The organism is Janthinobacterium sp. SUN211, from assembly GCF_030587315.1.
Classification (GTDB): Bacteria; Pseudomonadota; Gammaproteobacteria; order Burkholderiales; family Burkholderiaceae_D; genus Janthinobacterium; species Janthinobacterium kumbetense.
In genome coordinates, this window is record NZ_JAPWIC010000002.1 from 771,116 (window position 1) to 785,233 (window position 14,118).

The window sequence follows — 14,118 nt, forward strand, 5'->3', positions numbered from 1 at the left end:
CCCACCATGTTGCATATCAGATTGGTCCTACCAGTGACCCTTATTCGTCGCTGGTGACGCGCGTGCGCACGAAATCGATGTGGCCTTGCATGGCCGTGCGCGCTTCTTCGGGCTGGCTGGCGCAGATGGCCTCGCACAGGGTGCGGTGCTGCGACAGCAGTTGCAGCGAAGTGGCCTCGTCCTGCTGGCGCAAGCCCGTGCCATTGATGGTGATGTGTTCGCGCAGCATGCCGATGATGCTGGTGTGCAAATGCAGGAACATGGTGTTGTGCGACGCTTGCGCGATGACTTCATGCAGGCGTGCATCGGCCTGCGCCTCGCCGTGCTTGTCGTCGCTGGCGCGCGCCCGTTCCAGTTCGGCCAGCAGGGCCATGATCTGCGCGCGTTCGTCTCCGCTGGCCCGCTGCGCCGCAAAGTAGGCCGTCGCCCCTTCCAGCACGCGGCGAAATTCCAGGATGTCGTCGCGCAGGGCGGGGTGGTCGGCCACCAGCTGGCTCCACGGCGAAGCCATGCCCGTACGCAGCTGATCCGTCACGAACACGCCGGCGCCGCGCCGGCTGCGCACCAGGCCCCGCGCCGCCAGCCGCTGCACCGCTTCGCGCACGGTGTTGCGCGAGACGGCATATTGCTGCGCCAGCAGGCGTTCGGCCGGCAACTGCGCGCCCGCCGGCAAGCTGCCGTCCAGCAGGGCGGTTTCCAGCCTGCGCATCACCATCTCGACCCTGCCCCGCGTTTGCATGCCTGTCGCCATCGATGTCTTCCGGTGTTGTTTTAAAGTGGTCCGAGCAATTTGAAGTGGCTTGCGGAAGCTGGAATTATGCGTGAACCAGTCATTCTTAACAACACACAGCGGCGCCGCAGCAACACACAGAGCGCCGGGGAGACACACTCATGCAGCCAGATCCGCGCCAGCCACGCCGCTATCCACCCGCACCGCTCCAGGTGTACCTGTTCGCCACCTGCCTGGTCGACCTGTTCGTGCCGCAGGCGGGGCTCGACGCGGTGCGCCTGCTGGAGCGGGAGGGCTTGCTGGTGCATTATCCGCGCGGCCAGAGCTGCTGCGGCCAGCCCGCCTACAGCAGCGGCAACCCGGAACAGGCGCGCGCCGTGGCCCGCGCCCAGCTCGACCTGTTCGCGCAGCCCTGGCCCGTGATCGTGCCGTCCGGCTCCTGCGCCGGCATGATGCGCCACCACTGGCCGCAGTTGTTCCAGGACGACCCCGTCGCCGGCCCCAGGGCGGCAGAACTTGCCGAACGCGTGTATGAACTGAGCGAATTTCTCGTCTGCGTGCTGCAACTCGACCTGGAGGGCCTGGCCCTGGCTGGCCCGCGGCAGGCGCAGGAAAGCGTGGTGCTGCACACCTCGTGCGGCGCGCGCCGCGAAATGGACACGCGGGTGCACGGCGTGGCACTGGTCGACGCCTTGCCCGGCGTGACGCGCATCGAACACCAGCGCGAATCGGAATGCTGCGGCTTCGGCGGCACGTTTTCACTGAAGCACCCGGACATTTCCGGCGCCATGGTCAGCGACAAGATCGCCTCGGCCTGCGCCACGGGCTGCGACCGGCTCGTCTCGGCCGATTGCGGCTGCCTGCTCAACATCGGCCACGCCGCGCAACACCAGGGCGCGCCGCTGCCCGTTGAGCACCTGGCCAGCTTTTTGTGGCGCCGCACGGGAGGCGAAGCATGAGCGCCGCCCTGACTGCCCGCGAACGCATGCTGGGACGCTTGCGCGCCGCCGCGCCGTCCACGCCCGAGGCGGTGGACGTCATCGATACGGCCATCGACCGGCACTACCTGGCGCGCCGCGCGCAAGCGCCGCTGTCGCCACGGGGCCGGATCGCCGTCCTGCAGACCGCCCTGCAGGCCGCGCATGCGGAAGTCGATTGCGTGCGCGGCGATGCCTGGCCTGCCCTGCTGGCGCAGCGCCTCGGTGCGCATGGCGTGCGCCGCCTGCTGATGGATGCCGATAGCAGGGAAGGACTGGCCTTGCTGGCCGCCTTGCCGGACGGCGTCGAGGCGCTGTCTTTTGACCGTCCGCTGGTGCAGTGGAAGGGCGAGTTGTTCGACACCGTCGACGCGGGTTTTACTGTCGCCCGTTCCGGCATCGCCGCCACGGGCACGCTGGTCATCGCGCCCGACGCGGCCACGCCGCGCACGGTGTCGCTGGCGCCGCCGCTGCACATTTGCCTCGTGTATGCGAGCGCCCTGCATGCGGACTTGCATGCGGCGGCAAGCGCCGAGCGCTGGGCGGACGGCATGCCATCGAACCTGGTGCTGGTGTCGGGTCCCTCGAAAACGTCCGACATCCAGCAAACCCTCGCCTATGGCGCGCATGGCCCGCGCTGGCTGTGGGTGCTGATCGTCGATGACTTGCCAGCCCGTGAAGGAGGCCAGCCATGAACGCCAAGCCACTGCAATTCGTCAAACCGGCGGACTTCCATGCGCGCGCCCGCGCCGCGCTGGACGACCCGAAGCTGCGCCAGAGCTTTCGCGGCGCCATGGATTTTTTGCAGGACAAGCGCACGGCGCAGTTCCCCGACGGCGACGAGCTGGAACGCCTGCGCGACCTCGGCGAAGCCGTGCGCCGGCACGCGCTGGCGCGCCTGCCCGACTTGCTGGTGCAACTGGAAGACAGGCTGACGGCGGCCGGCGTGCAGGTGCACTGGGCCGAGGATGGCGAGCAGGCCAACGCCATCATCCACGCCATCGCGGAAAAGAACCGGGCGACGCGCTTCATCAAGGGCAAGTCGATGGCCAGCGAGGAAATCGAGCTCAATCACTACCTGGAAGCGCGCGGCATGACCTGCCTGGAGTCGGACATGGGCGAGTACATCGTGCAGCTGGCCGGCGAAAAACCGTCGCACATCGTCATGCCTGCGATTCACAAGACCAAGGCCGATATCGCCGGCCTGTTCGCCGAGCACATTCCCGACGCGCCCTACACGGAAGACGTCGACAGCCTGATCCAGACGGGGCGGCGCGCGCTGCGCCAGGCCTTCGTCGAAGCTGACATCGGCTTGTCGGGCGTGAACTTCGCGGCGGCCGACACGGGCACCCTGTGGCTGGTGGAAAACGAGGGCAATGGCCGGCTGACGACGTCCGTGCCGGACGTGCACATCGCCATCATGGGCATGGAAAAGGTGGTGGCCAAGCTCGAACATATCGTCCCGCTGGCGAGCTTGCTGACGCGCTCGGCCACGGGCCAGGCCATCACCACGTATTTCAACCTGATTTCCGGCCCGCGCCGCGCCGGTGAACAGGATGGGCCGCGCGAAGTGCACCTGGTCTTGCTCGACAACGGCCGCAGCCAGGCCTACGCCGACGAGCAGCTGCGCGCCACCCTGCAATGCATACGCTGCGGCGCCTGCATGAATCATTGCCCCGTCTACACGCGCATCGGCGGCCACGCCTACGGCACCACGTATCCGGGGCCGATCGGCAAGATCATCTCGCCCCACTTGCTGGGACTGGCTGCGACGGCCGACCTGGCCACCGCGTCGAGCCTGTGCGGCGCCTGCGGCGAAGTGTGCCCCGTGCGCATCCCGATCCCGCAACTGCTGGTGCGCCTGCGCACGGAGGCGAATCGCAATCCGAACGAGGAAGTCAGCCATCCGCTGCGCGGCCAGGGGGCCAAGTTCAGCCGCGGCGAAAGCCTGGTCTGGCGTTTCTGGAGTGGCGCCTTCGCGCGCCCGATCAGCTATCGCCTGTTCCGCTGGGCCGCCACGCGGCTGCGCGCACTGACGCCGGGCAAGCAACTGGGCTGGACGCAGCACCGCAAGCCGTTGACGCCGGCGCCGCGCAGCCTGGCCGACCTGCTCAATGCGCGCGGTCAGGAAGAGTAGCCCGGCCCGGCAGCACCGAAGCACCGCAAAAAACACGCTACACACAATTACATCAAAAGCCGTTTTTTCAATCAACCCGCATCCACCGGAGGAGACCCGACATGCAAACCTGGACCCAACTTTATACACCGCTCGGCAGCCTGTGGCTGTCGTCCCTGGCGGCAGCCGTTCCCATCATTTTCTTCTTCATCGCCCTGGCCGCGCTGCGCATCAAGGGCCACGTGGCGGCCGCCGTCACCCTGGCGCTGGCGTTGGCCGTGGCGATTTTTGCGTACGGCATGCCCGTGCCGCAGGCGCTGGCGGCGGCCGGCTATGGTTTTGCGTATGGTTTGTGGCCGATCGCCTGGATCATCGTCACGGCCGTCTTCCTGTACAAGATCGTCGTGAAAACGGGGCAGATCGAGATCATCCGCGCCTCGGTGCTGTCGGTCACGGACGACCAGCGCCTGCAGGTGCTGTTGATCGGCTTTGCCTTCGGCGCCTTCCTGGAAGGGGCGGCCGGTTTCGGCGCGCCCGTGGCGATCACCTCGGCGCTGCTGGTGGGCCTGGGCTTCAACCCGCTGTATGCGGCGGGCCTGTGCCTGATCGCCAATACGGCGCCCGTGGCCTTTGGCGCCATGGGCATCCCCATCATCGTGGCGGGCCAGGTGACGGGCATCGACCCGTTCCTGATCGGCGCCATGGCGGGCCGCCAGTTGCCGCTGCTGTCGCTGGCCGTGCCTTTCTGGCTGGTTTTCATGATGGATGGCGTGCGCGGCGTGCGCGAAGTGTGGCCGGCCGCCCTGGTGACGGGCGCCAGCTTTGCCGTCACCCAGTATTTCACGTCGAACCATATCGGGCCGGAGCTGCCGGACATCACTTCGGCCCTCGTCAGCCTGGTGTCGCTGACCCTGTTCCTGAAAGTGTGGCAGCCGAAGAATGCCAAGGTGGTCAACGCCGTCGGTGGCGGCGCCGCCGCGCTGTCCGGTTTTGGCGGCGGGGCAGGCAATGCGGACTTGCGCGGCAGCGGCAGCCGCGCCGCCTCGCCCTACACGCTGGCGCAGACGGCGCGCGCCTGGGCGCCGTTCGGCCTGCTGACGGCCATCGTCACCGTCTGGAGCCTGCCCGGCTTCAAGTCCCTGTTCGCCGCCGGCGGGGCGTTATCCAGCCTGGTCGTCAAGATCCACGTGCCTTACCTCGATAAACTGGTGATCAAGACGATGCCCATCGTGGCGGAGCCGAAAGCGTATGACGCCGTCTTCAAGCTTGACCTGCTGTCGGCCGTGGGCACGGCGATCTTGCTGACGGCCGTGCTGTCGATGTGGATGCTGCGCATGAAGCCGCGCGATGGCATCAAGGCCTTCGTCGAAACGCTCGTGGAATTGCGCCGTCCCGTGCTGTCGATCGGCCTGGTGCTGGCGTTTGCCTTCGTGGCCAACTATTCGGGCATGTCGTCCACCCTGGCCCTGCTGCTGGCCGGCAGCGGCGCCGCCTTCCCGTTCTTCTCGCCGTTCCTGGGCTGGCTGGGGGTGTTCCTGACGGGGTCCGATACGTCGTCGAATGCCTTGTTCTGCTCCCTGCAAAACACGACGGCGCACCAGATCGGCGTGTCCGACACCTTGCTGGTGGCGGCCAATACGACGGGCGGCGTGACGGGCAAGATGATTTCGCCCCAGTCGATCGCCGTCGCCTGCGCCGCCACTGGCCTGGTGGGCAAGGAATCGGACCTGTTCCGCTTTACCTTGAAGCACAGCCTGCTGTTTGCCGTGATCATCGGCATCATCACCATGCTGCAGGCGTACGTGTTCACCGGCATGATCCCGCACTGAGCGATCCGTAGAAGTACGTAGTAAAACTAGATGAAATGATAGTAAAACGTGCAGAAGGTCATGAAAATGACATGATGCACTGCAACATATCGAGGATGGCCCGGCGCAATGCCGGGTCCGCGGCGATACCCTCCGCATCGAGACCCGACCCCAGCAGGGGCAGGCTGATGCAGGCCTCGTCGATCAGCCGCGCCGACATGGTGCGTACCGTTTCGCGCAAGGCCGCCTGCGCATGCGTGGCGCGCGGCGAGGCGTTCAGCAGCACCAGCGGCTTGTCGATGAACGATTCATTTCCCACCATCCAGTCCAGCGCATTTTTCATGGGGCCGCTCACGCCGTGCGCATATTCGGGGCTGGCCAGCATCAGCACGTCGGCCGCCAGGATGGCGTCGCGCAGGGCCGTCACGGCCGGCAGGCTGTCGGCGTCGAGGTCGGGATTGAACAGGGGTAATTCACCGAGTCCGGGATAGATGCGGATCTCGAATGGCGCTGGGGCAAGCCCTGCGATGGCGTGCAGCAGGGCGGTGTTCAGCGAGGCGGCGCGCAGGCTGCCGGCGATGGCGAGGATGGTAATGGGCGTTTGCATCCCGCCTGTATAGCCCATCCTGTGCTCAAGCGCAAGGCGAGCAGGATGGCGCTATCGTTGTTGCTACAGCCGATGATGGGCTGCGTGCTGCAGTACTGATTAACGGCTCAGGCCGCTCATCCAGCTTGGCTGCGGGTTGGCACGGGCCAGTTCGCGCATGCGATATTCCAGATCGTAGCGGTCGGTCGATTCAGCCAGGTAGGCTTCTTCATAAGCGCGTTCGCGGCGGTCGCTGCTTTGGTTCAGCCAGGCACCGACGCGCTTGGCGGCGTGGACGAGGGTGGCGACGATATTGCTGTTTTGCGTGGTGTGGTAGGTAAATGCGGTAGACATGGCAGACTCCTTGAGTGGCGTGCCGCGTTGTGCTGCACTGCAATATAAGTATAGCGATTCCAAGTTATAAGGCTACTTTTGATTTCAAATGTCAGCTATTCATTTTTCAAATAATGGTCGCGAAAGCTGCGCAATACGGGGCTTTAAGGCATAATGCCGGCGCAGGATCGTAGTTTTACTACAAGACGTTTTTGTCCAGGATGTTGTTTTCAGACGCAGCCCGCAGGCGTGCCGCGCCCACAAGACATCGTTCTGACGAGAAACGGTCGGCCGTGCGCCTGCCGCACGCGCGAGATGCCATGCCTGCCCCTCTATCGCTGATGGCAGTCATGGCCCACGCTGATATCTGCGTGGCGCTCGTGCGTCCTGGCGCTGCCCGGGTGGAAACACTTCCATGCCTGGCGCGATCAACTTGGAATTGAAAAATGGAGAAGGTATGGAATATGTAAAGCAAGGCCAGGGCGTACCGTCCGCACGGGCCGGCACGCAAAACAATACAGGCGCCCTGATCATTGTCACGGTGCTGTTTTTCATGTGGGGATTGCTGACCTCGCTCAATGATGTGCTGATCCCCCATCTGCGCTCGATCTACACCTTGACGTATGTCCAGGCGATGCTGGTGCAATTCTGCTTCTTCGGCGCCTACGCCATCGTTTCGCTGCCGGCCGGCATGCTGATCAAGAAAATCGGCTACCAGCGCGGCGTCGTCGCCGGTTTGCTGATCGCGGCCGCCGGCTGCGCCATGTTCTACCCGGCGTCCACCGGCAGCTATGCGCTGTTCCTGCTGTCCTTCTTCATCCTGGCGGCCGGCATCACCGTGCTGCAGGTGGCGGCCAATCCGTATGTGACGGAACTGGGCGACCCGCAGACGGCGTCGAGCCGCCTGACCCTGACACAGGCGTTCAACGCGCTGGGCACCACCGTGGCGCCGGCCTTGGGCGGCATGCTGATTTTGTCGGGCACCGTGCTGACGGTGCAGCAGTTCGACCTGCTGCCGGCAGCCGAGCAACTGGCTTACCGCGCCAAGGAAGCCGCTTCCGTGCAAGGCCCGTACCTGGTGCTGGCCGCCACCCTGGTGATCCTGGCCGTGCTGTTCGCGCTGGCGAAATTGCCGAAGATTTCGCATGCCGACGATGCGGCCGCCGTGGCGCAGGATGGCCACAAGGTCTCGATCTGGTCGCACCGCCACCTGGTGCTGGGCGCGCTGGCCATCTTCCTGTATGTGGGCGGTGAAGTGAGCATCGGCAGCTTCCTGATCAACTTCCTGGGCGAGAGCCATATCGCTGGCCTCAGCCACGCCGACGCCGCGTATTTCGTCAGCTATTACTGGGGTGGCGCCATGCTGGGCCGCTTCGTCGGCTTTGCCGTGATGCGCTATGTCAGCCCGGGCAAGACCCTGGCCTTCAACGCCGCCGTCGTCATCGCGCTGATCCTCGTCGCCGTGTTCTCCAGCGGTCACACTGCCATGTGGGCATTGATCGCCGTCGGCCTGTTCAACTCCATCATGTTCCCGACCATCTTCAGCATGGCGCTGAACAAGCTGGGCGCGCAAACGGGTCAAGGTTCGGGCATCCTGTGCATGGCCATCGTCGGCGGCGCCATCGTGCCGTTCATCCAGGGCTTCCTGGCCGACCACATCAACCTGCAGCTGTCCTTCCTCGTGCCGGCCCTGTGCTACACCTTCATTCTGTACTTCGGCTGGAAGTACGCCAGCATGTACAAGGACGACGCCGCCAAATAAGCAAGGTGGCGCGATCAATCAAAAGGGTGGCCTCGGCCACCCTTTTTTTACGTCAGTGCGCGAACGGCGTGCCCAGCACGTCCTGGCACACTTCGAGCCAGGCGCGCGCCGCGTGCGACAGGTAGCGCCCGCTCCAGATATGCGCCACCTGCCACGCCACCTCCGGCCCGACGATGCGTACCGCCTCCAGCCGTTCGCCGGCCAGGCGGTGGATGAACGGCTCAGGCAGCAGGGCCACGCCCAGGCCGGCCGAGGCCATCGCCACCAGCCAGTCCCATTGCCCGCTCTGGGCCGCAATCGTCGGCGTGAAGCCCGCTTGCGCGAAATGCTGGCGCAGGCCGCGCGTGAGCGCGAAATCATCCTTTAATAACACCAGCGGCAAGTCGGCCAGCGCCTTGAAGGGCAGTGTCGTGCGCTGCTTCTGGAACGTGCCCGGCTCGGCCAGGGCCCAGATCGGGTAATTGGCCACTTCCACGGCCACGAGGTCGAGTTCCGGGTCGGCCGGCAGCACCGTCATGCCGATTTCCAGCTCGCCCCCCGCCACCTGGCGCTCGATCTGCTGGCCCGTGTCTTCCTGCAGGGTCAGGCTGATGTGCGGATACCGCGCGCGGAAGGCTTTCAATACGGGCGTGAACAGCACGTTGATCATGGGCGGGATGCCGACCGTCAGGCTGCCGCGCTGCAAGGCCTGGGTGTCGCGCACCTCCAGCGTCAGCTGGCGCATATTGGCCAGCATTTCCTGGCCGTGCTGGTAGACGATGCGGCCCGTGTCCGTCAGGGTCAGCTTGCGCCCGTCGCGCACGAGCAATTGTGCGCCCACCTCGTCTTCCAGCTGGCGCACCATCTTGCTGATGGTGGACTGGGTCAGGTGCAGCGATTCCGCCGCCTGCGTAAAGCTCGACAGGCGCACGGTTTCGACGAAATAGCGCAGGGAACGGATATCCAAGAGGGGCTCGGCGTTGGCAGGGCATGAAAATATCGACTGGATATGACGAAATTAATTCATGCCATGCATGTAAGCGGGATTTTATACTGAATCCACTTATGGGGTTGGTGTATGACAGCCATCCAGTTTGAGAATATTAAGAATATCAGGAGCATCACGATGTACGAGGACCGTATCCGCCACCCAGGCTTGCTCAGCAAAATCATGAGCGCCGATGAGGCAGCCAAATTGTTCCACAACGGCATGCGTGTCGGCATGAGCGGCTTTACCCGTGCCGGCGACGCCAAGGCCCTGCCGCGTGCGCTGGCCGAACGCGCCCTGCAAGACCCGTTGAGCCTGACCCTGATCACGGGCGCTTCGCTGGGCAATGGCAGCGACGGCCTGATGGCCGAAGCGGGCGTGCTGGCGCGCCGCATGCCGTTCCAAGTCGACCCTGTGCTGCGCGGCAAGATCAACAATGGTGAAGTCATGTTCATCGACCAGCATCTGTCGGAAACGGCCGAGCAGTTGCGCTCGGGCAACCTGGCGGCCGTCGATATCGCCGTCATCGAGGCCACCGCCATCACGGCGGCCGGCGCCATCATCCCGACCATGTCGGTGGGCAACTCCGCTGCGTTCGCCCAGCAGGCCACGCAGGTCATCATCGAGATCAACCTGTCCACGCCGCTGGCGCTGGAAGGCTTGCACGACATTTACATTCCGCAAACCCTGCCGGGGCGCGAACCGATACCCCTCACGCGCGTGGACCAGCGCCTGGGCAGCACGGCCATCGCCATCGACCCGGCCCGCATCGCCGCCATCGTCATCACGGACAGTCCCGACAGCCCGTCGAACGCCTTGCCGCCCGATGCGGAAACGCAAGCGATCGCCGGCCACGTGATCGCCTTCCTGCAAGGCGAAGTGGCGGCCGGGCGCATGGGGCCGGAATTGCTACCCCTGCAGGCAGGCATCGGCACCATCGCCAACGCCGTGCTGCATGGCCTGATCGGCTCGCCTTTCCGCAATATGACGATGTATTCGGAAGTGCTGCAGGACAGCGCCGTCGAGTTGCTCGACTCGGGCCAGCTGGCGTTTGCCTCGGCCTCGTCGATCACCCTGTCGGCCGCCGTGCATCAAAAGCTGATGGACAATATCGACCATTACCGGTCAAAAATCGTGCTGCGCCCGCAAGAGATCAGCAACCACCCGGAAATCGTGCGCCGCCTGGGCATCATCGCCCTGAACACTGCGCTCGAGTTCGATATCTACGGCAACGTCAATTCCACGCATGTGTGCGGCACGCACATGATGAACGGCATCGGCGGTTCGGGCGACTTTGCGCGCAATGGGCAAGTGTCGATGTTCGTGTCGAAATCGGCGGCCAAGGGCGGGCGCATTTCCAGCGTCGTGCCAATGGTCTCGCATGTGGACCATACGGAGCATGACGTCGACGTGCTGGTGACGGAGTGGGGCTACGCGGACTTGCGCGGCCTGGCGCCGCGCGAACGGGCGCCGCTGATCATCGAGCGCTGCACGCACCCCGACTACCGCGCGCAACTGCGTGCGTATTATGACGCAGCATGCCAGCGCGGCGGCCATACGCCGCACATCCTGGAGCAGGCGCTGTCGTGGCACACGCGCTACCAGGAAACGCAGAGCATGCTGGCAGCGTAGCAGCTGCGCCAACATCAGGATAGGGCAGGGCGGTGCGGCACCGCGCCTGCCTTTTTCTATTGTTCAGTACATATGCAGCGCCTTGGCGCCCAGGCCCAGCAGGGCAAACGTGGTGGTGGCCTGTATGCCCATGAACCACAGGAAGTGGGTGTGCATGTGCTTGCGGATATCGCCCAGTTCCGTGCGCAAGGCGTGGCAGTCGCCGCGCAAGTCGCCGCGAAACTGCGTCAGGTCGGCGCGCAGCAACTGCGATTCGTCGCGCAACTCCGTGCGTACATTGTCGAGGCCATCGCCAAGACGCTGCTCGAGCGTCTTGAACCATTGCCGGTCGTGTTCCCGGTCCGCTTCCAGTTTTGTCAGCCGCGCTTCCATACGGACAGCATTGTGCGCGCTTTGCTGTTTGTCAAGCCGGTCCGTGGCATAGGCTTCGTTCATCTCGCCCTCCTTCGCACGAGCCGCGCTGCACCAGCGCAGGCGGCTTCACTCCACTGTCCGCCTTTTCTGTCGGGACGGTTTGCGCTGGATCAAACGTCAGGAAGCCGGTGCAAAGCGCAGACGGATGCCTGCCGTGACGACGGCCAGCAAGTCGTCGATATGCGCGTTCATTTCCGGGTGCGGCGTCCACGGGTCGCCCGCATCCATGACGATGCGCAGCGACACGAGGCCGTGCAGCGATTGCCAGAAGACTTGCGTCATCGTGTGCAGCGCCGGCTCGTCCTGGCGCACCTGGCCCGCTTGCGCCAGTTCGGTAAACAGGTGCAGCGCGTAGGCGTACGGATCCTGCTCGATATTGCCGTGTTCGACCTCGACGGCGTCGATTTCCGCGTGCGGCCGCAATTCCATGAAGATCAGCGAATACTCGTCCGGATGCTGGAAGCCGTACTCGATGTAGGCGCGGCCGACCAGGGCGATGCGCTGCCACGGATCATCGCTGGTGGCGCACGCCGTGCGCATGGCGCGCACCAGTTCCAGCAAATCCTTGTCCATGGCCTGCGCGATCAGGGTGGCCTTGTCGCGGAACAGGGCGTACACGACGGTGGTGGAAAAACCGGCCGCCTCGGCTACCTTGCGGATGGAGACGGCGCGCGCGCCGCCCTTCTTGATGAGATCTTTGACGACGTCGATGATGTGCTCGCGCCGCGCCTGAGCCTCGCGTAACTTTCTTTCCTGGATGTTAGTTAACTTCTTGTCCACGACTCTTTCCTGGCGACTCTATGAAAGCAAGAATTATAGGGGGGCGACCGGGCGCCAATGTGTCAGCCGTTGTTACAAAGCAGTTTTTTGTCCGGTAGATGCAACAGCTGACCGATTTTTCGCGCTTTTGCCTGGCACTTTTCCATCGATGCCCCGGATTGGTGCATAAAACGCCGGGCCAGGCTTTGCGAACGGTGCCAAAGGGCGGAAAATAGCGGGATAGCTTACACTGCGTTTTTTAGCGCAACGGCGCCAGCCCACGAGGCAACGCCGGAACACTTACATTCGGACGGGATCATTACATGACCATTAAAATCAGCCAGAACTTCGACTCGGGCGCCATCGACGTGGTGAGCGCCACCAGTGCCGGCGCCATCGACCTGAACTTGCGCAAGGATAGCCACGCCGACATCCACCAGTGGTTCCACTTCCGCCTGCAGGGCGCGCGCGGCCAGGCGTGCACGATGCGCTTCCTGAACGCGGGCCAGGCCACCTATCCGGCCGGCTATGAAGACTACCAGGCCGTGGCCAGCTACGACAGCGAAAACTGGTTCCGCGTGCCAACGTCGTTCGACGGCCAGGTCATGACGATTTCGCACACGCCGGAACTCGACAGCGTGTACTACGCCTATTTCGAGCCGTATTCGTGGGAACGCCATCTGCGCCTGCTGGGCGAAGTGGCCGAGCATCCGCTGGCGCGCGTGTCCGACCTGGGCAGCACGGTCGACGGCCGCGACATGAACATGGTTACCATCGGCAATCCGCAGGCGGAAAAGAAAATCTGGGTCATCGCGCGCCAGCATCCGGGCGAATCGATGGCCGAATGGTTCGTCGAAGGCTTGATCGACTCGCTGCTCGACGACGCCAACCCGATCGCGCGCAAGCTATTGCAGCGCGCCGTGTTCCACATCGTGCCGAACATGAACCCGGACGGCTCCATCCGCGGCAACCTGCGCACGAATGCGGCAGGCGCCAACCTGAACCGTGAATGGATGACGCCATCGCTGGAGTCCAGCCCGGAAGTGCTGTGCGTGAAAAACAAGATCCACGAAACGGGCGTCGACATGTTCTTCGACATCCACGGCGATGAAGCGCTGCCGTACAACTTTGTGGCCGGCAATGAAATGCTGGAAAACTTCACGCCGGCGCAAGCGGCCCACCAGAAAGCCTTCATCGAGCGCTACAAGCAGGCCAGTCCGGACTTCCAGGACAAGTTCGGCTATGCCGCCAGCAAGTACAAGTCGGACATGCTGACCCTGGCATCGAAGTACGTCGGCCACCACTTCGGCTGCCTGGCGCTGACCCTGGAAATGCCGTTCAAGGAAAACGCCGACTTGCCGGATCCGGCCGTCGGCTGGAACGGCGCGCGCAGCGCGGCCCTGGGTGCGGCCATGCTGCAGCCTATCCTGCTGTCGCTGGATTGAACGGCGTTGTTCATGGGTATCGAAATCGAGCGTAAATTTCTGCTTGCCGGCGACGCCTGGCGCGGCCTGGGCCAGTCGGTCCTGCTGCGCCAGGGGTATTTGTCGTCCGCGCGCGAGCGCGTGGTGCGCGTGCGCATCGAAGGCGAGCAGGCGATGCTGACCATCAAGGGGGCGAACGTGGGCGCGACGCGCGGCGAGTGGGAGTATCCGATTCCGCTGGCCGACGCGGCCGAACTGCTCGACGGCCTGTGCGAACAGCCGCTGATCGAAAAGGTCCGTCACCGCATCGAACACGCGGGCATGGTGTGGGAAGTCGACGAGTTCCTGGGTGCCAATGCGGGCCTGGTGGTGGCGGAGATCGAACTGGCCTCGGAAGACCAGCTGTTCGAGAAACCCGACTGGATCGGCGCGGAAGTGTCGGGCGATGCGCGCTACTACAACGCCAACCTGATCCGCCACCCGTTTTCACAGTGGTGACGAGGCGTCAAAAAGCTTGTTGAAATGAAAAAGGCGGAACTGGGGTTCCGCCTTTTTTGCCTTTGAACGTCTTGTCATCAACGTATCTACACCTCTTCAAACCGTAGCGAGC

14 protein-coding genes are annotated in these 14,118 nt (G+C 64.2%); 8 read left to right on the top strand and 6 right to left on the bottom strand.

Features of this window, described 5'->3' with window-relative positions; all coding sequences use genetic code 11:
• Positions 1-40: 40 nt before the first annotated feature.
• Positions 41-739, bottom strand: coding sequence for a FadR/GntR family transcriptional regulator (locus tag O3301_RS09170; protein ID WP_305056193.1), 699 nt, complete (start codon positions 737-739; stop codon positions 41-43).
• 152 nt (positions 740-891) lie between these two features.
• Between O3301_RS09170 and O3301_RS09175 the strand changes: the two genes are divergently transcribed.
• The 4 genes from O3301_RS09175 to O3301_RS09190 all read left to right on the top strand — a co-directional run bounded on the left by O3301_RS09175 (position 892) and on the right by O3301_RS09190 (position 5,652).
• Positions 892-1,689 carry a (Fe-S)-binding protein gene (locus O3301_RS09175; protein WP_305056194.1) on the top strand — a complete coding sequence of 266 codons (798 nt, stop codon included), beginning with the start codon at positions 892-894 and terminating at the stop codon, positions 1,687-1,689.
• Entirely contained in the window at positions 1,686-2,402 is a 717-nt protein-coding gene (locus O3301_RS09180) for an LUD domain-containing protein (protein WP_305056195.1), read from the top strand. The genes O3301_RS09175 and O3301_RS09180 overlap by 4 nt, the downstream gene beginning before the upstream one ends.
• A complete protein-coding gene (locus tag O3301_RS09185; RefSeq protein WP_305056196.1) occupies positions 2,399-3,844 on the top strand; it encodes a LutB/LldF family L-lactate oxidation iron-sulfur protein in 1,446 nt (481 codons plus the stop codon). Before O3301_RS09180 ends, O3301_RS09185 begins: the two co-directional genes overlap by 4 nt.
• Positions 3,845-3,945: 101 nt before the next feature.
• The gene (locus O3301_RS09190; protein WP_305056197.1) at positions 3,946-5,652 is read left to right on the top strand and encodes a lactate permease LctP family transporter; all 1,707 of its coding nucleotides are present in this window, start codon (positions 3,946-3,948) and stop codon (positions 5,650-5,652) included.
• 58 nt (positions 5,653-5,710) lie between these two features.
• On the opposite strand, the gene O3301_RS09195 is transcribed toward O3301_RS09190, so the two are convergent.
• Both O3301_RS09195 and O3301_RS09200 read right to left on the bottom strand, forming a co-directional pair.
• Complete coding sequence (locus O3301_RS09195) at positions 5,711-6,238, bottom strand: NADPH-dependent FMN reductase (protein WP_230520900.1); 528 nt, start codon at positions 6,236-6,238, stop codon at positions 5,711-5,713.
• Positions 6,239-6,337: 99 nt separating this feature from the next.
• The gene (locus tag O3301_RS09200) at positions 6,338-6,571 is read right to left on the bottom strand and encodes a DUF3563 family protein (protein WP_080698581.1); all 234 of its coding nucleotides are present in this window, start codon (positions 6,569-6,571) and stop codon (positions 6,338-6,340) included.
• Positions 6,572-7,007: 436 nt separating this feature from the next.
• Between O3301_RS09200 and fucP the strand changes: the two genes are divergently transcribed.
• Positions 7,008-8,312, top strand: a complete 1,305-nt coding sequence (gene fucP, locus O3301_RS09205) for an L-fucose:H+ symporter permease (RefSeq protein WP_092607048.1) — start codon at positions 7,008-7,010, stop codon at positions 8,310-8,312.
• 52 nt (positions 8,313-8,364) lie between these two features.
• Here fucP and O3301_RS09210 read toward each other — a convergent pair whose 3' ends face one another.
• Positions 8,365-9,258, bottom strand: coding sequence for a LysR substrate-binding domain-containing protein (locus tag O3301_RS09210; protein WP_305056198.1), 894 nt, complete (start codon positions 9,256-9,258; stop codon positions 8,365-8,367).
• A 159-nt stretch (positions 9,259-9,417) separates the two neighbouring features.
• Between O3301_RS09210 and O3301_RS09215 the strand changes: the two genes are divergently transcribed.
• Complete coding sequence (locus O3301_RS09215) at positions 9,418-10,911, top strand: acetyl-CoA hydrolase/transferase family protein (RefSeq protein ID WP_305056199.1); 1,494 nt, start codon at positions 9,418-9,420, stop codon at positions 10,909-10,911.
• Between the two features lie 63 nt (positions 10,912-10,974).
• On the opposite strand, the gene O3301_RS09220 is transcribed toward O3301_RS09215, so the two are convergent.
• Together O3301_RS09220 and O3301_RS09225 are read right to left on the bottom strand one after the other, a co-directional pair.
• On the bottom strand, positions 10,975-11,346 hold the full coding sequence (locus O3301_RS09220; RefSeq protein WP_305056200.1) for a hypothetical protein: 372 nt from the start codon (positions 11,344-11,346) through the stop codon (positions 10,975-10,977).
• Between the two features lie 96 nt (positions 11,347-11,442).
• Positions 11,443-12,105: a TetR/AcrR family transcriptional regulator gene (locus O3301_RS09225; RefSeq protein ID WP_289916558.1), complete on the bottom strand. Its 663-nt coding sequence runs from the start codon at positions 12,103-12,105 to the stop codon at positions 11,443-11,445.
• A gap of 302 nt (positions 12,106-12,407) precedes the next feature.
• Here O3301_RS09225 and O3301_RS09230 point away from each other — a divergent pair, with 302 nt between their 5' ends.
• A complete protein-coding gene (locus tag O3301_RS09230) occupies positions 12,408-13,529 on the top strand; it encodes a M14-type cytosolic carboxypeptidase (protein ID WP_251350487.1) in 1,122 nt (373 codons plus the stop codon).
• Between the two features lie 12 nt (positions 13,530-13,541).
• Positions 13,542-14,006 carry a CYTH domain-containing protein gene (locus O3301_RS09235; protein ID WP_305056201.1) on the top strand — a complete coding sequence of 155 codons (465 nt, stop codon included), beginning with the start codon at positions 13,542-13,544 and terminating at the stop codon, positions 14,004-14,006.
• Positions 14,007-14,118: the final 112 nt, after the last annotated feature.

Excerpts from the sequence above, each read along its gene's own strand:
- O3301_RS09170 (WP_305056193.1), bottom strand. The coding sequence starts at position 739 with ATGCAAACGCGGGGCAGGGTCGAGATGGTGATGCGCAGGCTGGAAACC.
- O3301_RS09175 (WP_305056194.1), top strand. The coding sequence starts at position 892 with ATGCAGCCAGATCCGCGCCAGCCACGCCGCTATCCACCCGCACCGCTC.
- O3301_RS09180 (WP_305056195.1), top strand. The coding sequence starts at position 1,686 with ATGAGCGCCGCCCTGACTGCCCGCGAACGCATGCTGGGACGCTTGCGC.
- O3301_RS09185 (WP_305056196.1), top strand. The coding sequence starts at position 2,399 with ATGAACGCCAAGCCACTGCAATTCGTCAAACCGGCGGACTTCCATGCG.
- O3301_RS09190 (WP_305056197.1), top strand. The coding sequence starts at position 3,946 with ATGCAAACCTGGACCCAACTTTATACACCGCTCGGCAGCCTGTGGCTG.
- O3301_RS09195 (WP_230520900.1), bottom strand. The coding sequence starts at position 6,238 with ATGCAAACGCCCATTACCATCCTCGCCATCGCCGGCAGCCTGCGCGCC.
- O3301_RS09200 (WP_080698581.1), bottom strand. The coding sequence starts at position 6,571 with ATGTCTACCGCATTTACCTACCACACCACGCAAAACAGCAATATCGTC.
- fucP (WP_092607048.1), top strand. The coding sequence starts at position 7,008 with ATGGAATATGTAAAGCAAGGCCAGGGCGTACCGTCCGCACGGGCCGGC.
- O3301_RS09215 (WP_305056199.1), top strand. The coding sequence starts at position 9,418 with ATGTACGAGGACCGTATCCGCCACCCAGGCTTGCTCAGCAAAATCATG.
- O3301_RS09220 (WP_305056200.1), bottom strand. The coding sequence starts at position 11,346 with ATGAACGAAGCCTATGCCACGGACCGGCTTGACAAACAGCAAAGCGCG.
- O3301_RS09230 (WP_251350487.1), top strand. The coding sequence starts at position 12,408 with ATGACCATTAAAATCAGCCAGAACTTCGACTCGGGCGCCATCGACGTG.
- O3301_RS09235 (WP_305056201.1), top strand. The coding sequence starts at position 13,542 with ATGGGTATCGAAATCGAGCGTAAATTTCTGCTTGCCGGCGACGCCTGG.